Genomic DNA, 26,515 nt, shown 5'->3' with positions numbered 1-26,515 from the left:
TCCATGTCCGAGCGCCTGCGCCTGGTGTTCGCCGGGACACCGGAGTTCGCCGTCCCGTGCCTGCAGGCCTGCCTGCGCGCGCCGGTCGACGTGGTGGCGGTCTACACGCAGCCCGACCGTCCGGCCGGGCGCGGCCGCCAGCTGGCCGCCTCGCCGGTCAAGCAGGCCGCGCTGGCCGCGGCGATTCCGGTCGAACAGCCCGAGACCCTGCGCGATCCGGACGCCCAGGCGCGACTGCGCGCGCTGGCGCCGGATCTGATGATCGTCGTCGCCTACGGGCTGATCCTGCCGCGCAAGGTACTGTCGATCCCGAGACTCGGCTGCTGGAACGTGCATGCCTCGCTGCTGCCGCGCTGGCGCGGCGCCGCGCCGATCCAGCGCGCGCTGCTGGCCGGCGACGCCGAGACCGGCGTGGACCTGATGCGCATGGAGGCCGGCCTCGACACCGGTCCGGTGCTGCTCGAACGGCGCACGCCGATCGGGCCCGGCGAGACCGGCGGCAGCCTGCACGACCGGCTGTCCGCGCTCGGCGCCGACGTGCTCGCCGACGGGCTTGCGCGCCTGGTCGCCGGCACCTTGCCGGCTGCGCAGGTCCAGGCCGAGCACGGCGTGACCTATGCGCACAAGCTCGACAAGGCCGAGGCGCGGCTGGACTGGTCGCTGCCGGCGACGGCGCTGGAGCGGACCGTGCGCGCGTTCGATCCGTGGCCGGTCGCCGAGGCCGATATCGGCGGCGAACGCCTGCGCATCTGGTCGGCGCGCGCAGTGGACATGCCGCACGCCGCCTCGCCGGGGCAACTGCTCGCGGCCGGCGCGGCCGGCATCGACGTCGCCTGCGGCGAAGGCGCGCTGCGCATCCTCGACGTCCAGCGCGCCGGCGGCCGCCGCATCGCGGTCCGCGACTTTCTGAACGCGCGGCCCGACCTCAAGTCCGCCGCAGGCCCGGCCCCGTGAGCGACGGCGCGCCGCTGCGGGCGCATGCGGCGCGCGCGCTGGCGCGGATCGCGCTGGACGGCGTCTCGCTGCGGACCGAGCTGGCCGCTGCCTCCAGCGGCATCGCCGATCCGCGCGATCGCGCCCTGCTGGCGGCGCTGCTGTTCGAGTCGACACGCGGCTGGCTACGCTGGGACGCCGCCGCCGCGGCGCTGCTCGACAAGCCGCTGCCGCCGCGCGCGCGCGAGCTGCGCGCATTGCTGGTCGTGGGCTTGGTGCAGCTGGCCGTGCTCGATCTGCCGGCCTATGCGGTGGTTGCCGCCTGCGTCGAGGCGGCGCGCCTGCTCGGACAGCCGCGCCACGCCGGCCTGGTCAATGCGATCCTCCGGCGCTTCCTGCGCGAGCGCGCCGCGCTCGAAGCCCGGCTCGACCGCGATCCGGTGTCGCGCCATGCACATCCGCGCTGGCTGATCGACGCGATCGAGCGTGACTGGCCCGACCAGGCCGAGTCGATCCTCGCCGCCAACAACCGCCAGGCCGCGCTGACGCTGCGCGTCAACCGGCGCCGGACCGAACGCGCTGCGCTGCTGGCGCGTTTCGAGGACGCCGGCGTGGCGGCCCAGGCACCGGCGGGCTTGCCGGACGCGCTGGTACTCGAACAAAGCCAGGACGTGACGCGCCTGCCGGGCTATGCCGTGGGATGGTTTTCCGTGCAGGACGGCGCCGCGCAGCGCGTGGCCGATCTGCTCGAGCTGCGCGACGGCCTGCGCGTGCTCGACGCCTGTGCGGCGCCCGGCGGCAAGGCCGCGCACGCGCTGGAGCGGGCCGATCTCGCGCTGCTCGCGCTCGACCGCGACGCGGCGCGGTTGCCGCGCATCGACGAGAACCTGCGCCGGCTCGGCCTCGAAGCGACCGTGCGCGCCGGCGACGCGGCGCAGCCGGAGCGCTGGTGGGACGGGCAGAGGTTCGACCGCATCCTGATCGACGCGCCGTGCTCGGCGACCGGCATCGTCCGCCGCCAGCCCGACGTCAAGCTGCACCGGCGCGCCGCCGACCTCGCACCGCTGGCGGCGACGCAGCGCCGCCTGCTCGACGCGTTGTGGCCGCTGCTCGCGCCCGGCGGACGGCTGGTCTACGCGACCTGCTCGCTGCTGCGCATCGAGAACCAGGCCGTGCTGGCGCAATTCCTGGACGCCCACGACAATGCGTGCGCGTCGCCGCTGCCGGATCGCTTCGGTCTGGCCGCCGGCGTGGGACGGCAGAATCTGCCGGGTGAGGGCGGCATGGACGGTTTCTACTATGCGGTCTTGGAAAAGCCTCGCTAGCGCCGGCGCGCTCGCGCTGCTGCTGGCCGGCTGCGCGCTCGTGCACGAGCAGGCGCCCGGCGAGCTGGTCGTGCGCGGAGCCAGGCTGATCCCGGCGGTCGAGGGCGCGACGCTGGAGCTGGCGCTGGACTGCCGCCTCAGCGGTCCGATGAGCGACGCCCTCGATCGCGGCATCCCGCTGACGTTCAAGGTCGACGTGCAGGTCGACGCGACGCCGATCCGGCGCCGCATCGAGCTGCGCTACTTCCCGCTGTCGCGCCGCTATCTGCTGCGCGATCCGGACAGCGGCCGCGTGCTGCGCAGCTATGCGGCGTCGGCGGCCCTGCTCGACGGTCTGCGCGTGCTGCATCTGCCGCTCGACGGCGAGACGCTGCGCCGGGCCGCCGGCCAGGCCCGCGTGCGGGTCGGCCTGGAGCGCGCGGCGCTGCCGGGGCCGCTGCGACTGCCGGCGCTGTTCGAGCCGGCCTGGCACCTGCGTTCGGCGGAGTACGCATGGGCTATCGGCGCTGGCTGATCGTGTTCTGGCGCCGCCTGCTGCCGGCCGTCGCGGTGCTGGCGCTGCTGCTCGCCTCGCTCAAGCTGGCCGAGGAGGCGACCGGCGGCAATGCCGCGCTGGCACGCCAGTATCCGTGGGTGCTCGGCGGCGCGCTGCTGGCGCTGGCGGCGCTCGTGGCCGCGATCGGCCATCGGCTGTGGCGCCTGCGCGCCGACCTGTCGCGCGAGGCGCCGGCCGCCCGGCTGACCCGCCGCCTGCTGATCATGCTGGTGCTGCTCGCGGTACCGCCGGTGGTGGTCGTCTACGGCTTCGCGCTGCGCTTCCTCAATGCGACCGTCGACACCTGGTTCAACCTGCCGCTGGAGCGCTCGCTCGACGATGCGCTGGAGATCGCGCGCATCGTCATCGACGAGCGCATGCAGAGCGCCGAGCTCGACACCAGCCTGGTCGCGCGCGATCTGGAGGGCGTGTCCGAAGGCGAGCTGCAGGGCCTGGTCGACACGGCGATCGACCGCCTCGATGCGCTGGAGCTGACCGTCTTCGGCAGCGACCGCCGGATCCTGGCGACCGCCAGCTCCGATCCGCGCTTTCTCGATCCGCCGCTGCCGGACGCGGCATTGCTGCTGCGGCTGTCGGCCGAGGGCCGCTACGCCGCGTCCGAGCCGCTCGGCGATCTGCTGGCGGTGCGCGTCGTGCTGCGCATCGGCGGCACGCGGCCCGGCAACGAGCGGCTGCTGCAGGCGCTGTTCGCGCTGCCCGAGCGGCTGCAGCCGCTGACGCGCAGCGTCGAGACCGCGACGTTCCAGTACCAGCAGCTGAAGTTCCTGCGCGGATCGCTGAAGCTGACGTTCGCGCTGATCCTGAGCTTCGTGCTGCTGCTGTCGGTGCTGTTCGCGGTGCTGGCCGCATTCGGCGTCGCGCGTCGCCTGGTCGCGCCGGTCGGCCGCCTCGTCGCGGCGACGCGCGCGGTCGGCGCCGGCCGCTACGACACGCCGCTGCCGCCGGCCAGCAACGACGAGCTGGGCTTCCTGGTCCGCTCGTTCGCGCAGATGACGCGCGACCTGGAACTGGCCGGCGCGCACGCGCGCAGCAGCGCGCAGGAGACCGAGCAGCAGCGCGGCTGGCTCGAGGCGGTGCTCGAGCGCCTGTCGGCCGGCGTGCTCGGCTTCGATCGCGACGGCGCCCTGCGCATCGCCAACCACGCTGCCGAGACGATCCTCGGCGTGAACCTGTCGCGCGCCAACGGCCGCTCGCTGGCCGAGATCCGCCACCAGTGGCCGCAGCTGGCCGGCTTCATCGAGCCGCTGGGCCGGCACCTGCGCGAGCGGCTGCGCGAGTGGCGCGAAGAGCTGGTCATCGAGACCGAAGGCGGCCGCCGCGTACTGATGCTGCGCGGTGCGGCGCTGCCGGGCGACGCCGGTTTCGTCGCGGTGTTCGACGATCTGACCGTGCTCAACCGCGCCGAGCGCGATGCCGCCTGGGGCGAGGTCGCGCGGCGCCTCGCGCACGAGGTCAAGAATCCGCTGACGCCGATCCAGCTCGCCGCCGAGCGGCTGCGCCGCCGCTTCCTGGGCCGCATGCCACCCGACGATGCCGAGCTGCTCGATCGCGCGACGCACACGATCGTCAGCCAGGTCGAAGCGCTCAAGACGATGGTCAACGCGTTCGGCGACTACGCGCGGCCGCCGCAGCTGTCGACGCAGCCGATCGCGCTGCACGCCCTGCTCGACGAGGTGCTCGACCTCTACGCGAACGATCAGCGCATCGCGCTGACCCGCGATCTCGCCGAGGGCGAGCCGCTGGTGCGTGCCGATGCGGTGCGGTTGCGGCAGGCGCTGCACAACCTGCTCAAGAACGCGCTGGAGGCGGTCGGCGAGGAGATCAAGCCGCAGATCCAGGTCGCCACGCGAACCCTGCACGCCGACGGCGGCGACTGGGTCGACCTGACCGTCTCGGACAACGGCCCCGGACTGCCGGCCGATTTCGGCGAGCGCTGGTTCGAGCCGTACACGACCAGCAAGGAGAAAGGCACGGGCCTGGGCCTGGCCGTCGTCAAGAAGATCGCCGAGGAACACGGCGGCAGCGTGCGCGCCGCCAATCGCGAGCGCGGCGGCGCGGAATTCGTGCTGAGGCTGCCGCTCGAGGCGCTCTAGCCGCCGCGACGCGCGTCGCGCCTCGCAACCTGCATGCGATGACGGCCGAGGCGCCGGCGCGCGTCGTGCCCGGACCGGGCGCACGAGCGCGCAAGGCGCGATGCAGGGCTGACGGCGAGCCGGGCCGGCCGCCGTCGCGCGGCGCGACCCGACCCGACGTCATCGACCGGCGACCGATTTGACCGGCCGCGCGCGATCGGGCTCAGCTCGCGCCGCGCAGCACCGCCACCGGCGGCGTCCGCGCGATGCGCCGCGTGCCGGCCAGGCCCGCCAGCATGACCAGCACGGTCGAGGCGATCGCGATCGCGCCGAGCGTGCCGAGCGGCGGCCAGTAGTCGGGCAGGCGGAACACCGTGCGCGCCAGCGCGATGCCGGTGGCGGCGGCACCGCCGGCCGCGACGACGCCGGCGAGCAGGCCGAGCGCCGCGAACTCGCCGAGCACGGCCGCGTTGAGCTGGCCGCTGTTGGCACCGAGCGTGCGCAGCAGCGCGATTTCGAAGCGGCGCTCGTCGGCGGTCGCCGCGAGCGCGGCCAGCAGCACCAGCAGACCGGCGATCAGGCTGAAGCCGAGCACCCAGGTCACCGCCGAGGAGACGCGCTCGATGATGTCGCGCACGCGATCGAGAATCGCGTTGATGTCGACCAGCGAGACATTCGGCAGCGCGCGCGACAGTTCGGCCAGGCCGGCCGAACCCGGCGGCAGATGGAAGCTCGCGATGAAGCTGTGCGGCAGTGCGTCGCCATGTGCCGGATCGAGCATCATGAAGAAGTTGACGCGGAACGAGTCCCAGTCGACCTCGCGCACGCTCGACACCGTCGCGGTGACCTCCTGGTCGCCGATGCGCAGTGTCATCGTGTCGCCGAGCGCGAGCTTGAACATCTCGAACCAGCTCTGATCGACCGACATCTGCGGCGAGGCGCTGTCGGCGCCGTGCCAGGCGCCCTGGACGATGCGGTTGGACGGCGGCACCTCGGCGCTCCAGGACACCCGGACCTCGCCTTCGATCCAGTTGCCGGCGCGTTCGTCGCCGTAGTCGGCCGCGCGCGGCGCCTTGCCGTTGATCGCGACCAGCTTGCCGGCGGCCAGCGGCAGCAGGCTGAGATTGCGCGCGCCGAGCCCGTCCAGGCGTGCCTTGAAGTCCTGGCGCTGGTCCGGCTGCACGTTCAGCACGAAATAGTTCGGCGTGTCGGCCGGCAGATCGGCGCGCCAGCGTTCCAGCAGCGAGGGGCCGATCACCGCAAGCAGGTCCAGGGCGGTCAGGCTGAGCGCCAGCGCGCCGACCTGGATCAGCGTCAAGGCGCGCCGCCGCACCAGGTTGGCCAGGCCGAAGCGCAGCGCACCGGGCAGCCGGCGGCCGCCGGCGCGCAGCGCCTTGAGCAGCAGCAGGCTGACCGCCAGCGTGGCCAGCGCGACGCCGAGCAGGCCGCCGCCGAGCACGGCGGCGAGGCGGCCCGATCCGCTCTCGATCAGGATCAGCAGCGCGCCGACCGCGAACGGCAGCAGATACAGCGCGTCGAAGCGGCGAATCCGCGTGTCGAGGTCGCGCCGGAACACGCGCATCGGCTCGACGTCGCGCAGGCGCAGCAGCGGTGGCAGCGCGAAGCCGAACAGCACCGCCAGGCCGATCAGGAACGCCGACAGCGACGGCCCCCACGGCAGCGCCGGCACGGCGCCGGGCAGCAGTTCGCGCGCGAACGCGAACGCCGCCTCCTGCAGCCCGAGGCCGAGCGCGGCGCCGATCAGGCAGGCCGGCACCGCGAGCAGGGCCAGTTCCAGCGTCAGCGCCAGCACGATCTCGCTGCGGCTGGCGCCGAGGCAGCGCAGCAGCGCGACTTCCTCGGTCTTGCGCCGCGAGAAGCGTTGCGCGGCCAGCGCGACCGCGATGCCGGCGAGCAGGGCGGCGAGCAGGGCGGCCAGGCGCAGGAAGCTCTCGCCGCGCTCGAACGCGGTGCGCAGGTTCTGCTGGGCGTCCTCGACGCTGGTCAGTCGTGCGGCCGGCGGCAGATGCTCGCGCGCCCAGGCCGCATAGCGCTCGACCGCCGGCGCCTCGCCGGCGACCAGCAGCCGGTAGCTGGCGCGGCTGCCCGGCCCGAGCAGTCCGGCCGCGTCGGCATCGGCCAGGCTCATCAGCACGGTCGGCGCGAACTGGAACACCGAGCCGCCCGGCGCGTTGACGATCTCGCCGGCGATTGCGAGGTCGCGGCCGCCGATCTGCAGGCGATCGCCGACGTTGCGGCCGAGGCCGGCCAGGACGGCGCGGTCGGCATAGACCTCGCCGGGCGCCGGCGCCGCGGCCTCGCGCGCGCCGCCGTCCGCGCTGCGCACGCTGAGTGCGCCGCGCAGCGGAAACGCGGGATCGACCGCGCGAATCTCGGTGAACTGGCTGGCCTCGCCGGAGAAGACCACGCTCGAGAACTCGACGATGCGGTTGGTCGCCAGGCCCGCGCGGCGCGCCTCGTCGACGAAGTCCTCGGGCAGGGCGCCGCGCCGGGCGCTGACGCCGAGGTCGCCGCCGAGCAGCTCGGCGGCCGAGGCGACGATCGCCCGCTCCACGCGCGCCGCCAGCGTGCCGACCGCAGCCAGTGCCGCGACCGCCAGCACCAGCGCAGCGGCCAGCGTGGCCAGCTCGCCGTGGCGGAATTCGCGGCGCAGGCTGCGCGCGGCGAACGCGACCGGCTTCATGCCGCGTCCTCGATCAGGCGCCCGTCGCGCATGTGCACGGTGCGTGCGCAGCGCGCGGCGAGCTTGGGATCGTGCGTGACCAGGACCAGCGTGGTGGCATGCTCGCGGTTCATCGCGAACAGCAGGTCGGTGATCGTCGCGCCGGTGCGCTGGTCGAGGTTGCCGGTCGGCTCGTCGGCGAACAGCAGGGCCGGCCCGTGCACGAATGCGCGCGCCAGCGCGACGCGCTGCTGCTCGCCGCCGGAGAGCTGGTGCGGATAGTGGTGCAGGCGCTGGCCGAGGCCGACGTCGCCGAGCGCCTTCTGTGCGCGCTCGCGCGCGTCGTCGCGGCCCTCGAGCTCCAGCGGCAGCATGACGTTCTCCTCGGCGCTCAGCGCCGGCAGCAGGTGGAACGACTGGAACACGAAGCCGACCAGCCGGCGCCGCAGCCGCGCCCGCGCCTCCTCGTCGAGCGTGTCCAGGCGCTGGCCGTCCAGCGTGACCTCGCCGCCGGTCGGCCGGTCCAGCCCGGCCAGCAGGCCGAGCAGGGTGGTCTTGCCGGAGCCGGACGCGCCGACGATCGCGAGACTGGCGCCGCGCGCGACCGACAGGCTGACCTCCTCGAGGATCGTCAGGCGCCCGTCGGGGCCGTCGACGGCTTTGCTAAGCTTCCGGGCACTGAGGACGGTTTCGGAATCGAGGGTCATGCTGCGAGGTTTCCTGTGGGTGATGCTGCTGGTGGGGATCGGGGTGCCGCTGTCGGTGCCGGCGGCCCCGCTACGGACCGGACCGGTATTGGTACTCGGCGACTCGCTGTCGGCCGCCTACGGCATCCCGATCGCGGCCGGCTGGGTCAGCCTGCTCGAGCGGCGCCTGCAGGCGGCACCGGTGCCGCGCGCGGTCGTCAACGCATCGATCAGCGGCGAGACCACCGCCGGCGGACTAGCGCGGCTGCCCAAGCTGCTGGCCGAACACGAGCCGGCGCTGGTCGTCGTCGAGCTCGGCGCCAACGACGCGCTGCGCGGCCTGCCGATCGCCGCACCGCGCGAGAACCTGCGCCTGATCGTCGAGCGGATCCGCGAGTCCGGCGCGCGCGTGCTGCTGCTCGGCATCGAGATTCCGGTCAACTACGGGCCGCAGTACCGCGACAGCCTGCGAGCGATGTATCGTGACTTGGCGGCCGATTTCAACCTGCCATTGGTCCCGTTCCTGCTCGACGGGGTCGCACTCGATCCGGACCTGATGCAGGCCGACGGCCTGCATCCGACCGCCGACGCCCAGCCCAGGCTGCTCGACAACGTCTGGCCGGCGCTCGAAAAGGCGCTGCAGCCCTGAGCGCGATGACCGTCTGCGTCCGTCCGCTCGCCGCCTTTCTTCGCTACTCGTACGGGGTGATCCTGATGACCGCTGCGACCGTATCCTCCGCCGACGTCCGCGCCGAGACCGCCGCCGCGCGGCCGGTGCTGGCGATCCACGGCGGTGCCGGCGTGATCCGCTCGACGTTGACGCCCGAGATCGAGGCCTCGGTCAAGGCCGATCTGCGCCGCGCGCTCGATGCCGGCTACGGCGTGCTCGAAGCGGGCGGCAGCGCGGTCGACGCGGTCGCCCGGGCCGTGGTCGCCCTCGAGGACTCGCCGCATTTCAATGCGGGCAAGGGCGCGGTGTTCACGCACGAGGGCCGCAACGAACTCGACGCCTCGATCATGGACGGCAGCACGCGCCGAGCCGGCGCGATCGCCGGCGTCACCCGCGTGCGCAATCCGGTCCTGCTGGCGCGCGCGGTCATGGAGCGCTCGCCGCACGTGATGCTGATCGGCGAGGGTGCCGAGGCGTTCGGCCGCGGCATCGAGGGCATCGCTTTCGTCGAGCCGTCGTACTTCCATACCGACGTGCGCTGGCAGCAGCTGCGCGAGGCGATCGAGAAGGAGGCCAAGCGCGAGCCCTCGGCGCAGGGACGCGCGATCCACTACGGCACGGTCGGCGCGGTCGCGCTCGACGCGCAGGGCCGGCTCGCCGCGGCGACCTCGACCGGCGGCATGACCAACAAGCGCTGGGGACGAGTCGGCGACTCGCCGATCATCGGCGCCGGCACCTACGCCGACGCGCGCTGCGCGGTCTCGGCGACCGGCTGGGGCGAGTTCTTCATTCGCGCCGCGGTCGCCCACGACATCTGCGCGCGCGTCGAGTACGGACGCCAGGCGCTGGCCGACGCCGCGCGCACGGTGATCATGGAGACGATTCCGGCGCTCGGCGGCGACGGCGGTGTGATCGCGGTCGATGCGCAGGGCCAGGTGACGCTGCCGTTCAATACCGACGGCATGTACCGCGGCTGGGTCGATCGCGACGGCCGCCGGCACGTGGCGATCCTGGCCGAGAAGCGCTGATCGTCGGCCGCGTCGCGCGCCGGCGGCGCGCGAGATCGCGCCGCGCGGCCGCGGCCGGTACGGCGCTCAGGCGAAGACCGGCTCCTCCAGCGGCAGCAGGTCCACGCCGCAGACCAGGCCTTCGACCCAGTCGATGAAGCGCTGCACGTTGTCGTGGCCGGCGATCGGCAGGCCGTGCTGCGGCACGATCATGTCGATGTCGAGCTTGCGCGCGCGGCGCGCCCACCAGCGGCAGGCCCGGTTCGACGCCATGTAGCGGCGGTGGAACGCCGCCATCGCCGGTACGTGCTGCGTGAAGTCCGTGATCGGCGCGTACGGCGCGTCGATCATCGAGGCACCGAGGTCGCCGCTGAACAGGATGCGGCTGATCGGGTCGTAGAACTGGAAATTGCCGACGCTGTGCAGGAAGTGCGCGGGGATCGCCTGCAATGCCATGTTGCCGATCGGAATCTCGGCGCCTTCGTCGGGCAGCAGCAAGTAGCGGTCGGCGCCGGTGTCCTTCTGGTAGTGCGGCACGCTGTGCGGAATGAAGCGCCCCCACAGCCGCGAGCAGACCACGCGCGCCGAGGTGTACATCAGCCAGCGGTCGACCGAGCCGATGATGTCCGGATCCTGGTGCGAGGCGAGAATCCAGTCCAGGTTGCGCGGCTGCACATAGCGCGTCATCGCCAGGCTGAGCGGCGTGTAGAGCAGGGCGCCGCCCGGATCGATCAGCGCCGAGCGGCCGCCGTGCATGATCAGGAACTGGTTCGCCTGCACGCCGTCGTCTCCGCGGACCAGGTCGTTGAAGACCACGCAGAGGTGGTCTCCCTTGCGGAACAGTTCGGTTGCCATCGATCGGGGCTCGCAGCCGGCGGAGGGCGCATTCTCCCGGTGCCGGTGCCGCCCGCGTTTGACATGCATCAAGCCCGCCGGCCGGCCGGCGAGGGGCAGCCGCGGGCCCGCGCAGCGCGCGAGCCCGGGCTCCGTGCTCAGCCGCCGGTCGCCGGCGTGCCCTTCAGATGCGTGTCGAGGAAGCGCAGCACCGCGCCATAGCCCTCGATCTGGTTCTTCTTCTTCGTGAAGCCATGGCCCTCGTCGTCGAACACGACGTACTCGACCGGCACGCCGTTCTTCTTGACCGCGGCGACGATCTCGTCGGACTCGGGCAGGATCACGCGCGGGTCGTTCTTGCCCTGCAGCACGATCAGCGGCTTGGTGATCTTGTCGGCGTGGAACAGCGGCGAGGTCTCGACCAGGAAGTCGCGCTGCGTCTGCGGATTGCCGATCTCCTGGTACAGCGCCTCGCGGAAGCTCTCCCAGTACGGCGGGATGCTCTCGAGCGTGCGCAGCCAGTTGCTGACGCCGAAGATGTCGACGCCGACCTTGAACTCGTCCGGCTTGAACGCCAGCGCGGCCAGGGTCATGTAGCCGCCGTAGCTGCCGCCGGCGATGCCGATGCGGTCGGGGTCGACGTAGTCCAGGCTCTGCAGGTACTTCTTGGCCTCGACGCAGTCCCACAACGGCTCGCGGCCGTGCTTGCCGTCGTCCGCCGCGAAGAACGTCTTGCCGTAGCCGGAGCTGCCGCGGTTGTTGATGCCGAGCACCACATAGCCGTTGTTGGCCAGATACTGCAGGAACGGGTTGTACGCGCGCGTGGTCTGTCCGCCCGGTCCGCCGTGCACCCAGACAATCGCCGGCGCCTTGCTCTGCGCGGTGGCCTGATGCGGCTTCCAGAGGATGTTCGGAATCTCGACGCCGTCGAAGCTCTTGAAGCGCACGACGCTGGAGTCGACCAGGTCGGCCGGGTCGATCTTCGGGCTCAGTGCGGTGGTCAACCGCTTCGGCTCGGTCTGGCCGAACTCGAAGATGTACAGGTCGTTGGGCTGGCGGTCGCCGTTGAGGAAGAAGGTCGCGCGCTGTTCGGACCGGCCGATGTTGACGCCGCGGATCTCGCCGCTCGGCAGCTTCGGCAGCGCGACCGGCTGGCCCGATGCCGCATCGTAGACCTCGAAGCGCGTGCTGCCGTCCTCGTTGATCGCCGCGACGCGGTACTTGCCGTTGTGCGAGTAGTACGAGAACGCGATGTCCCAGTCCTCGCGCTGCACGTCCTCGTGCGTGCCGCTGTCGATCACGTAGCGGCGCAGGCGCTGGAACTCGCTGCCGTCGTTGCTGAGGTAGAGCAGGCTGCGGCCGTCCGGCGCGAAGTCCTGCGCGGCGAAGCTGGCGTCGCCCTCGTGCTTGGACAGATGGATCAGCTTCTTCTCGCGCCGGTCGTACAGATACAGGTCGTTGTCGTTGCTCGTGCGGCTCTTGCCGAGCGCCAGATAGCGTTCGTCGCGCGACAGCGGTCCGATCTCGTAGCCTTCGGTGTTCTCGTACAGCCGCTCGCGCGCATAGGTCTTGGCGTCGTAGCGGTACAGGTCGAAGAACTTCGGATTGCGCTCGTTGGTGGTCACGTAGAACGCGCCGCCGTCGTGGTCGAAGCCGGCGAACTGCGCCTTGAGATTCTCGCCCGGCGTCAGGTCCTTCTCGCTGCCGTCGGCCTCGATCACGTACAGGTGGTTGAGCTCGTTGCCGCCCTGGTCGCGCGTGATCAGCTTGCGGTCGTCGGCCGGAAACCAGGCGATCGCGTTGTTGTTGTCGGTCGCGGACTGCGTGACCGGCGTCCAGTCGCCGCCGTCGGCCGACATCGTGTAGGCGTTCCACACGCCGCTCTTGTTCGACGAGAACAGGATCCGGCGCTCGTCCGGCGAGAACGAGGCGCCGCCGATCGCGATCGTGTCGACGAAGTCCTCGATCGTGTAGTGCTTGGTCGGCCGCGCCACCTCGGCCACGGCGGCCGGCGCCTCGGCAGCAGCGGTCGGCGCGGGCGGCGGCGGATCGGGTTGCTTGCAGCCGCCGAGGGCGACGGCGGTCGCCAGGGCGGAAGCGATGAGCGGAATGCGATGGGACATGGAAGGTCTCGCCGATGGGAGCCGGGCGGGATTCGTCCGTGAACCAGGCAGGCGCCCGACGCCCCCGCATGCGGACTAGTCGGCGCGGCCGGCGTCGGGCCGCGCTCTTGCACGCGCCGGCCGTCGTGCCATGGCGGCACCGGCGGCCGGCCGCCACGTCTCTAGGGTGGCCGCTGCGGACCCTAGCACGCGCCGGGTCCAGGCTCATCTGGCGGAAGTCATCGCGCCGGACGGCACGGTTTGCAATCGATCGCGCGGCTTGCCAAGCTGCGGGCCCGCTGTCCCTTGCGTATGCCCATGTCGACCCGACCGCGTCTCGTCCTGATCGACGGCTCGTCGTATCTGTTCCGCGCGTTCCACGCGCTGCCGCCGCTGACGAATGCGGCCGGCGAGCCGACCGGCGCGCTGTTCGGCGTGGTCAACATGCTGCGCTCCACGCTCAAGGAGCGGCCCGAGTACGCGGCCTTCGTCGGCGATGCGCCCGGACCGACCTTCCGCGATGCGCTGTATCCGGCCTACAAGGCCAATCGCGCGCCGACGCCGCCGGACCTGCTGGCCCAGGTACAGCCGATGTTCGAGATCGTCGGCGCGCTCGGCTTCCCGATCCTGTGCGTCCCGGGCGTCGAGGCCGACGATGTGATCGGCACGCTGGCGGTGCAGGCCGCCCGGCTCGGCATCGACGTGACGATCTCCACCAGCGACAAGGATTTCGCCCAGCTGGTCTCGCCGCAGGTGCGCCTGGTCAACACGATGACCAATACCGTGACCGACGTCGACGGCGTGCTGGCCAAGTTCGGCGTGCCGCCCGAGCGCATCGTCGACTTCCTCGCGCTGACCGGCGATGCGATCGACAACGTACCCGGCGTCGAGAAATGCGGTCCGAAGACCGCCGCGCGCTGGCTGACCGAGTATGGCTCGCTCGACGGCGTGATCGGCCGTGCCGCCGAGGTCGGCGGCAAGATCGGCGAGAACCTGCGCAAGGCGCTGGCACAGCTGCCGCTGTCGCGCCAGCTGGTCACGATCAAGACCGACGTCGCGCTCGATCAGGGCCCCGATGCGCTGCGGCTGCGCGAGCGCGACGTCGAGGCGCTGCGCGTGCTGTACCGGCGCTACGAGTTCAATGCCGCGCTCAAGGAGCTCGACGCGGCGTCGGGCGCCGATGCCGCGTCCGCCGTGGCGGTGCCGGTGCAGACGCAGCCGGTCATCGCCGAGGGCAGCGCGGCGCCGGGCGACTACGAGCGGGTGCTCGAAGCGGCGCGTTTCGAGCACTGGCTGCAGCAGCTGCGCGCGGCGCCGCTGATCGCGTTCGATACCGAGACCACCTCGATCGACCCGATGCGCGCCGAGATCGTCGGCGTGTCGTTCGCGGTCGAGCCCGGCCGCGCCGCCTACGTGCCGCTCGGGCACGACTACCCGGGCGCACCGGTCCAGCTCGACCGGACGATGGTGCTGGAGGCGCTCAGGCCGCTGCTGGAGGATCCGGACAAGCCCAAGCTCGGACAGCACGCCAAGTACGACATCAACGTGCTGGCCGGTGCCGGCATCGCGGTGCGTGGCGTGACCGAGGACACCATGCTCGAGTCCTACGTGCTGAACTCGACCGCCTCGCGCCACGACATGGACACGCTGGCCAAGCGCCATCTGGGCTACACGACGATCCACTACGAGGACGTCTGCGGCAAGGGCGCCAAGCAGATTCCGTTCTCGCAGGTGGACCTCGACGGCGCGACCCGCTACGCGGCCGAGGACGCCGACGTGACCCTGCGCCTGCACGAGGCGCTGCGGCCGCGCCTGGCCGCCGACGCCAAGCTCGATGCGGTCTATCGCCAGATCGAGATGCCGCTGGTGCCGGTGCTGGCGCGCATGGAGCAGCGCGGCGTGCTGGTCGACGTGCCGGCGCTGCGTCTGCAGAGTCAGCAGCTGGCGCGCCGCATGCAGGAGCTGACCGGGCAGGCGCACGATCTGGCCGGACACGTCTTCAGCCTGGACTCGCCCAAGCAGCTGCAGGCCGTGCTGTTCGACGAGCTCAAGCTCGCGGCGGTGCTGAAGACGCCGACCGGGCAGCCGTCGACGAACGAGGAAGCGCTCGAGGCGATCGCGCACGAGCACGCCTTGCCGCGCCTTATCCTGGAGTACCGCGGCCTGGCCAAGCTGCGTTCGACCTACACCGAGAAGCTCGCCGAGATCGTCAATCCGCGCACCGGCCGCGTGCACACCAGCTACCACCAGGCCACCGCGGCGACCGGACGGCTGTCATCGGCCGATCCGAACCTGCAGAACATTCCGGTGCGCACCGAGGAGGGCCGGCGCATCCGTCAGGCCTTCGTCGCGCCGGAGGGCTGGCGGATCGTCGCGGCGGACTACTCGCAGATCGAACTGCGCATCATGGCGCACCTGTCCGGCGACGCCGGCCTGCTCGCCGCGTTCCACGGCGACCAGGACATCCACCGCGCGACCGCGGCCGAGGTCTTCGCGGTGCCGCTCGCCGACGTCGATCCGGGCCAGCGCCGCGCCGCCAAGGCGATCAACTTCGGCCTGATGTACGGCATGGGCCCGTTCGGCCTGGCGCGCCAGCTCGGCATCGGCCGCGGCGAGGCGCAGGACTACATCGCGCGCTACTTCCAGCGCTATCCGGGCGTACGCGAGTTCATGGACCGCGTGCGCGAGCAGGCGCACCGCGACGGCTACGTCGAGACCGTGTTCGGACGCCGCCTGTATCTGGACTTCATCAATGCGCGCAACCAGGCGCAGCGTGCCGGCGCCGAGCGCGCCGCGATCAACGCGCCGATGCAGGGCACCGCGGCCGACATCATCAAGCGCGCGATGATCGCGGTCGACGCCTGGCTGGCCGGACAGGACGACCGCGCGCGCATGCTGATGCAGGTGCACGACGAACTGGTCTTCGAGGTGCGCGCCGACGCGGTCGAGGAGATCGCCGACGGCGTGCGCAGCCGCATGGCCGCAGCCGCCGTGCTCGACGTGCCGCTGGTCGTCGACGTCGGCAGCGGCGCCAACTGGGACGAGGCGCACTGAGCGCCGTCGCCCGCTCCGTGCGTTTGGCGAGCGGGCCTGGGGCGACGAAGCGACAGTCCATGGCCTGCCGACGCGCGGTCGGCGCCGCCGCCGGATCGATCATTCAGTTGATGCCCATGCGCTCCGCTTGGGCTCGATCGAGGGCCGTCGTCGAGTCGATCCGGCTCGCTTCCCAGGATTCGGCCGGGAGCGCGCGCGTCGCGAGCGTGAGGCTCAGTGCCGCAGGCGCCGCGCGATCGCCGGACGCGACAGCAGCGCGAATACGATGCCGACCGCGAAGCCGGCGATGTGCGTCCACCAGGCGACCGCACCGAACGTCGGACCGGCATAGGTGAACAGCAGCTGCAGCAGGATCCAGAAGCCGATCAACAGCGGCGCCGGAATGCGGACGAACTCCAGAAAGACGCCGAGCGGCAGCACCAGGCCCAGGCGTGCACGCGGGAACAGCGCGAAGTAGGCGCCGACCACGGCCGACACCGCGCCGCTCGAGCCGATGATCGGGGAACGGATCGAGGCCAGCGTCCAGGCGCCGGCCAGGTTCGACAGCGCGCCGCCGACCAGGAACAGGGCGAGGAAGCGCGTCGAGCCCAGCGCGCGCTCGGCCGGAACGCCGAACACGATCAGGAACAGCAGATTGCCGGTCAGGTGCAGCCAGTCGGCGTGGATGAAGATCGCGGTGATCAGCCGCGCCGCGCGCAGCTCCAGCAACTGCTGCAGCCAGGGTGCGCGGCCGTCGAGCAGGGTCGAGGGCACGGTGCCCCATTGCGCGAGCAGCTCGCCGCGCGCGTCGGGCGGCTCGGTGACCAGCCACAGGAAGACCACGACGCTGACCGCGACGATCAGCAGCGTCGCCCAGGGCGGATGCGGCTTGCGGCGGCTCGGCAGGTGGACGAACACGCTGGACGCCGCTGCCTCAGGCGCGCTCGCCGGAGCGGCGCAGCCGGTACGCGGCCATCAGCGGCCGCCGCGCGGGTAGAAGAACCGCGTGCCGTCCACTTCCATGACCAGACCGTCCTGGCGGATCTCGCGCAGATACAGCCCCTTGCCGAGCTCGGCTCCCTCGGCTTGGCGCACGTCGTTGAGGATCACGAAGCGCTTGGCCGGATCGTCCGAATAGACCTGCATCGTCAACTGCATCGCCGGCAGCTCGCGGCGCGTCGCGTACGGCAGTTCCCAGAGCTTGGGCAGGGCCGGTTCCTTCGTCGTGGCGGCAGGCGGCGGTGCCGGCGCGGGCGCGACCACCGGGGCGGCAGGCGCGACGGCCGGCTGCGTGGCCGGATTCGCCGCGGCCGGCGCGGCTGCGATCGGGTTCGCCGGTACCGGTGCCGCTGCTGGAGCCGGTGGCGGCACGGCGGCTGCCGGTTGTGCCGGCGGCGTCGCCTCGGCGACCGTGCCGGCCGGCGGCGCGGGCTTGGTCGCCTCGGCGGCGCGCGGCGTGCGCGGCGGCGCGGTGGTGGCCGCAGGCTTGGACGCATCGGCGAGCGCTGCGCGGCGCTCGCCGCCCGGCGCCGGCGCCGCGACCTGCGCCGGGGCCGGCGCGTCGCCGCGCTGCAGCCACCAGCCGGCCGCCAGCGCGACCGCGATCAGTGCCGCCAGCACCGGCAGCAGACTGCGCCGCCTGCGGGTCGCGATGACCGGCGTCGCCAGGTTCGGCATCTCGCCGAGCCGGCGCTGGCTTTCGGATTTCTTGAGGGCTTCGAGAATCAGCGACATGGCGGCAGCTTACTTCACCGTGCGCGCCAGATGCGGTCCGGCGTCGTCGAGGGCGGAAAGGGCGAACAGCGTCTCCGGACCGATAATGCCGTCCGACTTCACGCCGTAGGATTGCTGGAGCTTGCGCACGCGCTCCTCGAGCGCGGCATCGAAACTGGTGCCGTCGGCAGCGCCGGGGCCCTTGTCGTACGCGGCCAGGCGATCCTTGACCCAGCCGACCGCGGCACCGGCGTCGCCGCGCTTGAGCGTGGCCGGAATCGATTCGGGCAGCCGCCACAGCGCCATGAAGTCGCCGTTCCAGTAGCTGCCCAGCGAAGCGCGGTGCAGCTCGACGTTCTCGCCGCCGACGTCGAGCAGCACCTGCTCGGCACCGACGCCGCGCAGCAGCGCGTAGCCGGACGGCCGTCCGGGACCGCCCAGGGCCAGGATCAGCGGGCGGTCGAAACGCGCCAGCTGCTCGAGCGTCGCGCGGCCGCGCAGGCAGGCCAGACCCGGCGCGACCATCGCCGCGCAGCGCACCGCGTCGCGGACCGACACCTGGCTCGAATCGACCTGCCAGCGTGCGAGCAACTGGCCGAACGCGGTCAGTTCGGAGTCCTGCGTCGCCTCGAGCCGTGCGGCCAGCTGCGCGAGCCCCGGATCGTCCTGGGCCGGCTGCTCGGCGACCGGCGTCGCGGGTGCCGGCAGCGGTTCCGGCGCGCGGCGCGACCACCACAGGCCCGCCGCGATCGCGGCGGCGATCGCGACGGCGGCCAGGGCCCACAGGCCGAACCGGCGGGCCAGGTAGCGGGCATGGCCGGGCAGGGTCTCGTCGGCGGCGCGCGCGACCAGGCGCTCGCCGATCACGCTCTGCTCGCGCGCATAGCCGGCCATCAGCGCGCGGTCGGCGATGATGTTGATCAGCCGCGGAATGCCGCCGGAGCGCTGATACAGCGCGCGCAGTCCGAGCCGCGAGAACGGCATGCGCGAACAGCCGGCGACCGCCATCCGGTGGCGCAGATACGCCTCGGTCTCGTCGCGGTCGAGCGGCGTCAAGTGGTAGCGCGCGGTGATGCGCTGGGTCAGCTGGCGCAGCTCCGGCCGCGCCAGCATCTCGCGCAGCTCCGGCTGTCCGAGCAGGATGATCTGCAGCAGCTTCTGCGTCGGCGTTTCCAGATTGGTCAGCAGGCGCACCTGCTCGAGCGACTCGGGCGAGAGGTTCTGCGCCTCGTCGATGATCAGCACCACGCGCAGGCCCTGCGCGTAGGCGTCGAGCAGATAGGCGTTGAGCGTGTCGGTCAGCGCCTTGAGGCTGCCGCGCTTGCCTTCGATGTCGCGCTTGAGCTCCTCGCAGACGGTCTCGATCAGCTCGACCGGCGACAGCTTCGGATTGAGCACCAGCGCCACGCGCGTGTTCTCGGGCAGCTGTTCGAGCAGCAGACGGCACAGCGTGGTCTTGCCGGTGCCGACCTCGCCGGTGAGCTGCACGAAGCCGCCGCTGCCGCCCTTGCCGATGCCGTACAGCAGATGCGCCAGCGCGTCCCGGTGCCGTTCGGACAGGAATACGTAGCGCGGATCCGGCGTGATCGAGAACGGCGGTTCGCGCAGGCCATAGAACTCAAGATACATGCGGCTACTTTACCCGAACGGCGCGTATCGACGGCGCGGTCCGGCTCGGACCGCGAGGCGGGGCGCCGGTTCGCGATCCGGGGCGCGACGCCCGGATCGCCGCCGCACCGACCTCAGTCCTCGCCGCTGAAGAACGAGAACAGATTCAGCAGGTGCGAGAACAGCACGACGATGTTGCCGAACAGCGACACCGTGATGTAGACCGGATTGGCGGCGCCGTCGTGGATCATGCGGCCGGTGTCGTAGAGGATGAAGCCGCTCATCAGCAGGACCGCCAGGCCCGAGATCGCCAGCGACAGCAGCGGGATCTGCAGGAAGATCAGGGCGACGATGCCGAGCAGCACGACGATGCAGCCGGCGACGAGGAAGCTGCCGAGGAAGCTGAAGTCGCGGCGCGAGACGACCGCATAGGCGGACAGACCGACGAACAGCGCGGCGGTGCCGGCCAGCGCGTTGAACACGATGCCCGGGCCGCCCGGCAGCTTGAGATAGGCGGCGATCAGCGGACTGAGCAGAAAGCCGACCAGGCCGGCCCAGGCGAACGTCAGCCAGATCGCGGTATCGCCGTTCTTGGCGGCGTTGATCGCGAACGGCCCGCCGATGAAGACGACCATGAACACCAGCCACATGCCGATGCTCCAGCCGAGATCGAGCTGCAGGCCGACGAAGGCGCCGACGGCGGCGACCGCCATGACGATCGACAGCAGCAGATAGGTATTGCGCACGATGCTCGGCTGGGCGGCGGCGCCGGCCGACGGAAGGATCACGGGCTGCTCGGACATGACGGCTACTCGTATGGGCTCTCGGGCCACCTTAGGCAAGCGGCGGCGGCAAGGCAAGCGGCGGTCCGGTTCGCCTGCGCGCAGGCGCCTGGACGGCCGCGCCGGCGCGGGATCCCTCCTCGACGGCTGCGGCAGCGCCGTCGGCATGCCGCAGCCGCAGCGGCGAGCGGGAGGCCGCGTGCCCGCGCTAATCGAGCGCCAGACAGACGTTCTTCGGTTCGGTGAAGAAGCGCAGCGCCTCGCTGCCGCCCTCGCGGCCGACACCCGACTGCTTGACGCCGCCGAACGGCGTGCGCAGGTCGCGCAGCAGCCAGCAGTTGACCCAGACCAGGCCGAACTCGAGGCGTGCGGCGACGCGATGCGCACGCTTCAGATCGGCAGTCCACAGCGAGGCGGCCAAGCCGTAGTCGGTGCCGTTGGCGAGCGCGACGGCCTCGTCCTCGTCGTCGAACGGGATCAGGCTGACGAACGGGCCGAAGATCTCGTCCTGATTGGTCGCGCTGGCGTTGGGCAGGCCCTCCACGACCGTGGGTTCGACGAACCAGCCGTTCGCGCAGCGTCCGCCGATCGCGGCCGGACCGCCGCCGGTCAGCACGCGGGCGCCCTCGGCGCGCGCGCGCTCGATGCAGCCGAGGACCTTGCGAAAATGCGCTTCGGAGACGAGCGCGCCGAGGTCGCTGTCGGCCGCGCGCGGATCGCCGACGCGCAAGGCGCGTACGCGCGCGAGATAGCGCTCGCGGAACTCGTCGTAGATCGCGCGCTGCACGAGCAGGCGTGACCCGCACAGGCAGATCTCGCCCTGGTTGGCGAAGCCCGAGCGTACGATCGTGTCGAGGTCGGCGTCGCCGAAGCCGAAATCGGCGAACACGATCGCCGGGTTCTTGCCGCCCAGTTCCAGCGACAGCTTCTTGAACCGCGGCGCGGCGCTGGCCGCGATCGCAGCACCGGTGCGCGTGCTGCCGGTGAACGAGATCGCCTTGACGGCGCGGTGATCGACGATCGCCTGGCCGCATTCCGGGCCGGTGCCGTGCACGATATTGAGCACGCCCGGGGGCAGACCGGCTTCGATCGACAGCTCGCCGAGCCTGGCGGCGGTGCACGGCGTGATCTCCGACGGCTTGGCGACGACGGCGTTGCCGACGGCCAGCGCCGGCGCGATCTTCCAGGTGAACAGATACAGCGGCAGGTTCCACGGGCTGATGCAGCCGACCACGCCCAGCGGCTGGCGCAGCGTGTAGTTGAGCGCGCGCGCTTCCATCGGATGCGCCTCGCTCGGCCACTGCGTGGCGGCATGCGCGAAGAAACGCAGATTGGCGACCGCGCGCGGGATGTCCATGCGCCGCGCCAGCGCGACCGGCTTGCCGCTGTCGCGCGATTCGAGCTCGGCCAGCGTGTCCTGTTCGCGCTCGATCAGCGCCGCGAGCCGTTCGAGCACGGCCGCGCGCTGCTCGGCGGGCGTTGCGGCCCACGCCGGGAAGGCCTTGAGCGCCGCGGCCGCGGCGGTCTCCACGTCGCTCGCGTCCGAGGCCGGGCAGCGCGCGAACACTGCGCCGGTCGCCGGCTCGTACACGTCGAGGTAGCGGCCGCCGAGCGGGGCGCAGAGGCGGCCGTCGATGAGGTTGTGCAGCGTGATCGGGTCGGTCATCGGTCGTGGTCGGTCGTCGTTCGACGCGGGCGCCGGTCGGGCAACGGCCGCCGGGCTTCCGCTCGCATCGGCCCGCGACCGGCGGGCGGCAGGGATCGACATTCTAGAGCGCCGTTCCGGTCCGTGCAGGCCGGCCCGGTCGCGCTGCTTGGGCGCCAGTCGGCGTGGTGCTCGGCGGGCCGCGCGATTCGCGCGTACGCGCCCGGTCCGCTGCGGTCGGCCTTAACTGGCATGACCGGCGCGGTCGCGGCACGCATGGAGCCGGCCCTGTGCCTCGAGCACCGGTGCGCGATCCACGCCGCAACGGGTGCGGCGACCGGCCATCGAGCAGGCGCGCCGTGCGTACCGGCGGTCGGTGCGCAGACAAACAGAAGCCCACGTACCCGGGAAGTACGTGGGCTTCGGACTGGCGTTACGTCACGTCGGCGCAACGCTCAGACAGCGGTTTTCCTATTGGGCCTGATCTCCTTCGGTCGACGTGTCGGCCACCGGTGCGGTGCTCCCGATGCAGGGGCCGTCGAAGCCGTAGCTGAAGGCCGGATCGCCGGCGGCCAGATTGTTGAAGTTGAACAGCACCGGATCGGTCAGCGAGAACGCCAGCTGCGCGCTCACCTGGAAGCGGCCCGGCACCCCGTTGGACTGCGCGTCGACCGACGCGTAGCCGTCGACGTCGGTTTCGACGCGCAGCGACAGGCCGCTGTTCTCGCCGTCGTGCAGCACGGCCGAGGGGCCCGATGCCGGCGCGGTGAAATCGACTGCCAGGCCCGGCTGCGGGACGCCTTCGCCGTCGACGATCCGGACCAGCAGCGCGCAGGCGAACAGCGCATCGGGCTCGCCGTTCTGGTTCGGCTCGCCGGTCTCGCCGGGACCGATGTCGCTCTCGAGCAGGTTGACCAGCGGGAAGGTCGCCGCCTTGCCGACGCTCGGCACACTGGCGGTGATCGCGTACGCACCTGCGATGCCGTTGGCGGTCGGCGTCACGCCGCCCTGTCCGTTGGCGCCGGTCACGACCGTCGAAGACGGGAACGTCGCGCTGGCGCCCTCGACCGGTGCGTTGAACGTGACCGGCACGCTCGGCACGGGATTGCCGAATTCGTCCTCGACCTCGACGACCAGCGCCTGCCCGAACTGCGAGCCGACCACCGCGCTCTGCGCGGCGCCGCTGATGCTGTTGACGCTGGCAGCCGGACCCGCCGCGTTGTGCATCGGGAACTCGAGGATGTCCTCGACGCCGGCGACCTCGGCAGTGATCATGTAGTTGCCGGCGATCGTGTTGGCGGTGGTCGTGACTTCGGCGATACCGTCGGCATTGGTCAGCGCCGGGTTCGGCGTGACGGTTGCGCTCGGGCCGGTTTCGGGCGTCGTGAAGGTCACCGCAATGCCCTCGATGCCGTCTCCGAGCGAGTCGACGACCTGCACCGAAATCGGCGGATCGACCTCGGTATTGACGACGGCGGTGCGCAGGTCCGCATCGATGGCGAGGAGTCCTGCGGGCGTCGGGTCGATCAGGCGCTTTTCCAGCCGCACGTTCGTGAAGTCGACCGCCCCGAGCAGGCTCGCGCTCAGGATCGCGCTCGGCTCGTAGAACAGGTCGATGCCGATATTGCCGCTGACGGTGCCGCCGGTTTCGTGGGTCAGCGTCAGCTCGTAGACGTTGCCGCCGAGCAGGTTCAACGAGACCAGTGACGCGCTGACGGTGGAGCTGATGCGCGTGGTGTCGGACAGCAGCGCCGTGCCGACGCCCTGTCCGTTCAGCAGGCCGAGGCCCAGCACGGCACCGGCATTGACGTCCACCTTCAGCACGTAGCGGAAGTTGGGCTCCCAGGCGATCGGCAGCGTCTGGCGGAAAAAGCCGCCGTTGTTGACGATGCCCAGCGCGCTGATGCCGGCCAGGCCGCCGATCGCGGCGCGGTTGTCGCCGATCTCGAGCACCGGCGGCGCGAGCAGACCGAGCGCGCCCCAGTAGGTCGCGCGCCACGGCCCGTCGCCGATCTGGACGTTGCTGCCGGATCCGCCGAGCAGGCCGCCGCCGACCGAGCCGTTGTTGCCGGCGTCGGAGAACGAGCCGTTGGGCACCGTCAGCGGTGCGGCTTGAAGACCGGTCGCCCAGGCCAGGCTGGTAGCCGCGAGCAGGGCGAGCCAGGGGCGCAGGCGGGCGAGGTGAAGCGGCACATCGGGCCTGCTCCGGGAGGTCGCCGTGATGACGTGATGAAAGTCCATTGTTGAGTCCTCTGACGTGATGCATGAACGCGAGTCGCGGACATGCCGATGACGGCACGGGGCAGAGGCCGGGCAGTCCCGCTCTGCCGCACGCCGACGTGCTGGCCTGCGGTTTAGCGCAGGTCGCGTCGTGGAGGCGGGTCGTCAGAAATCAGGGCCGCGTCCGCCACGATGCGCGGCATAGAGGTACGCGGCTCGCGGCGAAGTAAAAACCTGTAACTGTTTACAGGTTCCATCTGTGCGTCAGTCGGCACAAACCGGTGGGAGGCGGCGTTAGTCTGTAAGGCTTGCGCTGGCCCGCCATCGGACGGTCGTGCAATACCGGTCCGACCGGTGCGCGGCGTTCGAGGGACGCCGCCGCGGCCGGACGTGCAGCCTGTCCCAGGCGGGCGGATTGGCGCCGGGCCGCTGCCGCAGACCGTCGCCATGGCGACGCCGCCGCGCTGAGGTCGGCCTGTTCGGGCGGTATGCGCCGAGGCGGTTCAGTGCGGCTCGAGCGTGTCCCAGCCCGGGCGTGCGGCGAATCGCGGTCCATGCCGCGCGGCCAGAGCGGCCAGCCGCGCCTGCAGCGCGCCGGCTCCGGTGTCGCGGATGTACTGGATCGGGCCGCCGCGGAACGGCGCGAAACCCGTGCCGAAGATCACGCCGGCATCGAGCAGATCGGCATCCTCGACGACGCGATCGTGCAGACAGGCCACGGCCTCGTTGAGCATCGGCAGGATCAGACGGTCTTCGAGGTCCGCCGGCGCGACATATTTCGGGTCGACCTCGGGCCTGACCGGACGGCCGTTTTCCCAGACGTAGAAGCCCTGTCCGGTCTTCTTGCCGCGGTGCCCGGCCTCGAGCAGCGCATCGATGCCGTCGGGCAGCTCGAGGCCGAGGAACGGCGCCAGCTCCGTGCCGACCGATGCGCAGACGTCGAGCCCGACGGTATCGGCCAGCTCGATCGGCCCCATCGGCATGCCGAAGCGCTTGGCGGCCTTGTCGATCACCGGTCCGGGCACGCCTTCGCGCAGGATCCGGATCGCTTCGAGCAGATACGGCATCAGCACCCGGTTGACGAGGAATCCCGGCGTCCCGGCAACGACGATCGGCAGCTTGTCGAGCCGCTTGCACAGGGCGGCGGCTCGGCCGGTCGTGGCGGCATCGAGCGCGTCGTGGCGCACGATCTCCACCAGCGGCATCAGCGCGACCGGATTGAAGTAGTGCAGGCCGAGGAAGCGGCCCGGCGCCGCCACGGCGGTGCGCAGCTGGTCGAGCGGAATGCTCGAGGTATTGCTGGCGAGCAGGGCATCGGGCTTCATGCGCGGCTCGAGCTCGCGATACAGCGTCTGCTTGGCCTCGAGGTTCTCGAAGATCGCTTCGATCACCAGGTCGGCCGTTGCCACGCCGGTGCCGCCGACGTCGGCGCGCAGGCGTGCCGTGGCCGCCTCCACGCGGTCGGGCGACTTCAGCTTCTTCGCGAACAGGGCACGTCCGCGCTCGATGGCCGGACCGACCTGCTCGTCGCTGCGGTCCTGCAGAGTGACCTCGAAGCCGCGCAATGCCGCCCAGGCCGCAATGTCGCCGCCCATCACGCCGGCACCGACGACATGGATGCGCTCGATGCCGGCCTGCGTACCGGCGCCTTGCGCCTTCAGGCGCTCCTGCAGGAAAAACACCCGGATCAGCTGACGGCAGGTCGGCGTCTGCGCAAGCTTGGCGACCGCACGTGCCTCCAGTTCCAGGCGCTGGCGGATGCCGGGGCCGCCGCGGCGCCAGGTGTCGATCAGCGCGAACGGCGCCGGATAGTGCTCCGGGCGCACCTTGGCCGCGGTGCGCTTGCGCAGGATCGGCGCGAGCGCCTGACGGACCGGCCACAGATTGGTGGCCCAGGCCAGCGCGCGCTGGCCGATCGGACGCGACGGACGCCGCCGCAGCCAGTCCTTGGCCGTCTCGGTCAGCCGGTCGGCGGTGGTCACCGCGTCGACCAGGCCGATCGCCTGGGCCTGCCTGGCCGAGGCCGCCCGTCCGGTCAGCATGAACGCCAGCGCCTCGGGCGCGCCGATCAGGCGCGGCAGGCGCGCCGAACCGCCCCAGCCCGGAAAGATGCCGAGCTTGACCTCCGGCAGGCCGATCCGCGTCGAAGGATCGTCGCTGGCGATGCGATAGTCGCAGGCCAGCGAGAGCTCGGTGCCGCCGCCCATGCAATGGCCATGGATCGCGACCGCGGTCGGGCAGCGCAGGCGCGCCAGGCGCTCGAACACGGCCTGTCCCTCGCGGATCCGGTCGAGCACGGTGCCGGTCTTCTCGTAGCCGGCGAACTCCTTGAGATCGGCGCCGACGACGAAGCCGGCCGGCTTGCCCGAGCGGATGACGAGACCGCGCGGCGGCTCGAACGACAGGCGCTCGATCAGCCGGTCGAACTCCTCGAGCACGGCGCGGCTCAGCGCGTTGACCGCGCTTCCGGCGCGGTCCAGGGTCACGGTGGCGATGCCGTCGGCATCGAGATCGATCTGCCAGTGCTGGAAACGAAGGCCCTCGAACATGGCGGCTACCTGCAAGGCAAGGAATGAGGGCTATAATCCGGGCAAGCTGCCGACCGGGTCAAACGCACGACCCGCTGCCGTTCCCGTCGCGGACGAA

The 26,515-nt window shown here is 71.7% G+C and carries 18 protein-coding genes; 7 read left to right on the top strand and 11 right to left on the bottom strand.

Features of this window, described 5'->3' with window-relative positions; all coding sequences use genetic code 11:
* Nucleotides 1–3: 3 nt before the first annotated feature.
* From fmt to VMR06_RS14955, 4 genes are read left to right on the top strand one after another with little or no spacing between them, the layout of a single operon-like run.
* A complete protein-coding gene (gene fmt / locus VMR06_RS14970; protein WP_325377720.1) occupies nt 4–954 on the top strand; it encodes a methionyl-tRNA formyltransferase in 951 nt (316 codons plus the stop codon).
* Nucleotides 951–2,258: a 16S rRNA (cytosine(967)-C(5))-methyltransferase RsmB gene (rsmB, locus tag VMR06_RS14965; RefSeq protein ID WP_325377718.1), complete on the top strand. Its 1,308-nt coding sequence runs from the start codon at nt 951–953 to the stop codon at nt 2,256–2,258. Before fmt ends, rsmB begins: the two co-directional genes overlap by 4 nt.
* On the top strand, nt 2,233–2,772 hold the full coding sequence (locus VMR06_RS14960; protein ID WP_325377716.1) for a DUF4390 domain-containing protein: 540 nt from the start codon (nt 2,233–2,235) through the stop codon (nt 2,770–2,772). Before rsmB ends, VMR06_RS14960 begins: the two co-directional genes overlap by 26 nt.
* The gene (locus VMR06_RS14955) at nt 2,751–4,907 is read left to right on the top strand and encodes a sensor histidine kinase (RefSeq protein WP_325377713.1); all 2,157 of its coding nucleotides are present in this window, start codon (nt 2,751–2,753) and stop codon (nt 4,905–4,907) included. The genes VMR06_RS14960 and VMR06_RS14955 overlap by 22 nt, the downstream gene beginning before the upstream one ends.
* Before the next feature lie 202 nt (nt 4,908–5,109).
* Here the strand turns inward: VMR06_RS14955 and VMR06_RS14950 are convergent, their stop codons facing one another.
* On the bottom strand, nt 5,110–7,590 hold the full coding sequence (locus VMR06_RS14950) for an ABC transporter permease (protein ID WP_325377711.1): 2,481 nt from the start codon (nt 7,588–7,590) through the stop codon (nt 5,110–5,112).
* Nucleotides 7,587–8,276 (bottom strand): ABC transporter ATP-binding protein, encoded by a 690-nt coding sequence (locus VMR06_RS14945; protein WP_325377708.1) that lies wholly within the window; start codon nt 8,274–8,276, stop codon nt 7,587–7,589. The genes VMR06_RS14950 and VMR06_RS14945 overlap by 4 nt, the downstream gene beginning before the upstream one ends.
* On the opposite strand from VMR06_RS14945, the gene VMR06_RS14940 reads away from it, so the two are divergent.
* On the top strand, nt 8,275–8,904 hold the full coding sequence (locus VMR06_RS14940; RefSeq protein ID WP_325377704.1) for an arylesterase: 630 nt from the start codon (nt 8,275–8,277) through the stop codon (nt 8,902–8,904). The two genes, VMR06_RS14945 and VMR06_RS14940, sit on opposite strands and share 2 nt — an antisense overlap.
* Before the next feature lie 65 nt (nt 8,905–8,969).
* On the top strand, nt 8,970–9,953 hold the full coding sequence (locus VMR06_RS14935) for an isoaspartyl peptidase/L-asparaginase (protein WP_325377701.1): 984 nt from the start codon (nt 8,970–8,972) through the stop codon (nt 9,951–9,953).
* 66 nt (nt 9,954–10,019) lie between these two features.
* Here VMR06_RS14935 and VMR06_RS14930 read toward each other — a convergent pair whose 3' ends face one another.
* Nucleotides 10,020–10,787: an MBL fold metallo-hydrolase gene (locus VMR06_RS14930; protein ID WP_325377699.1), complete on the bottom strand. Its 768-nt coding sequence runs from the start codon at nt 10,785–10,787 to the stop codon at nt 10,020–10,022.
* A 137-nt stretch (nt 10,788–10,924) separates the two neighbouring features.
* Nucleotides 10,925–12,889: a S9 family peptidase gene (locus VMR06_RS14925; protein WP_325377697.1), complete on the bottom strand. Its 1,965-nt coding sequence runs from the start codon at nt 12,887–12,889 to the stop codon at nt 10,925–10,927.
* A gap of 297 nt (nt 12,890–13,186) precedes the next feature.
* Here VMR06_RS14925 and polA point away from each other — a divergent pair, with 297 nt between their 5' ends.
* A complete protein-coding gene (gene polA, locus VMR06_RS14920; protein WP_325377695.1) occupies nt 13,187–15,922 on the top strand; it encodes a DNA polymerase I in 2,736 nt (911 codons plus the stop codon).
* Between the two features lie 213 nt (nt 15,923–16,135).
* On the opposite strand, the gene VMR06_RS14915 is transcribed toward polA, so the two are convergent.
* The 7 genes from VMR06_RS14915 to VMR06_RS14885 all read right to left on the bottom strand — a co-directional run bounded on the left by VMR06_RS14915 (nt 16,136) and on the right by VMR06_RS14885 (nt 26,418).
* A complete protein-coding gene (locus VMR06_RS14915) occupies nt 16,136–16,819 on the bottom strand; it encodes a rhomboid family intramembrane serine protease (RefSeq protein WP_325377693.1) in 684 nt (227 codons plus the stop codon).
* A 57-nt stretch (nt 16,820–16,876) separates the two neighbouring features.
* On the bottom strand, nt 16,877–17,635 hold the full coding sequence (locus tag VMR06_RS14910) for a general secretion pathway protein GspB (protein ID WP_325377691.1): 759 nt from the start codon (nt 17,633–17,635) through the stop codon (nt 16,877–16,879).
* 9 nt (nt 17,636–17,644) lie between these two features.
* Nucleotides 17,645–19,243, bottom strand: coding sequence for an AAA family ATPase (locus VMR06_RS14905; protein WP_325377689.1), 1,599 nt, complete (start codon nt 19,241–19,243; stop codon nt 17,645–17,647).
* Nucleotides 19,244–19,356: 113 nt separating this feature from the next.
* Nucleotides 19,357–20,025, bottom strand: a complete 669-nt coding sequence (locus VMR06_RS14900; protein ID WP_325377687.1) for a Bax inhibitor-1 family protein — start codon at nt 20,023–20,025, stop codon at nt 19,357–19,359.
* A 187-nt stretch (nt 20,026–20,212) separates the two neighbouring features.
* Complete coding sequence (locus VMR06_RS14895; protein ID WP_325377685.1) at nt 20,213–21,670, bottom strand: aldehyde dehydrogenase; 1,458 nt, start codon at nt 21,668–21,670, stop codon at nt 20,213–20,215.
* Nucleotides 21,671–22,120: 450 nt separating this feature from the next.
* Entirely contained in the window at nt 22,121–23,842 is a 1,722-nt protein-coding gene (locus VMR06_RS14890; protein ID WP_325377683.1) for a hypothetical protein, read from the bottom strand.
* Nucleotides 23,843–24,372: 530 nt separating this feature from the next.
* Nucleotides 24,373–26,418 carry a 3-hydroxyacyl-CoA dehydrogenase NAD-binding domain-containing protein gene (locus VMR06_RS14885; protein WP_325377681.1) on the bottom strand — a complete coding sequence of 682 codons (2,046 nt, stop codon included), beginning with the start codon at nt 26,416–26,418 and terminating at the stop codon, nt 24,373–24,375.
* Nucleotides 26,419–26,515: the final 97 nt, after the last annotated feature.

The sequence above is a fragment of the Dokdonella sp. genome, from assembly GCF_035511235.1.
GTDB lineage: Bacteria > Pseudomonadota > Gammaproteobacteria > Xanthomonadales > Rhodanobacteraceae > Dokdonella.
The sequence above is the reverse complement of the archived record's forward strand: the minus strand, read 5'-3'. Positions and strand labels throughout refer to the sequence as shown.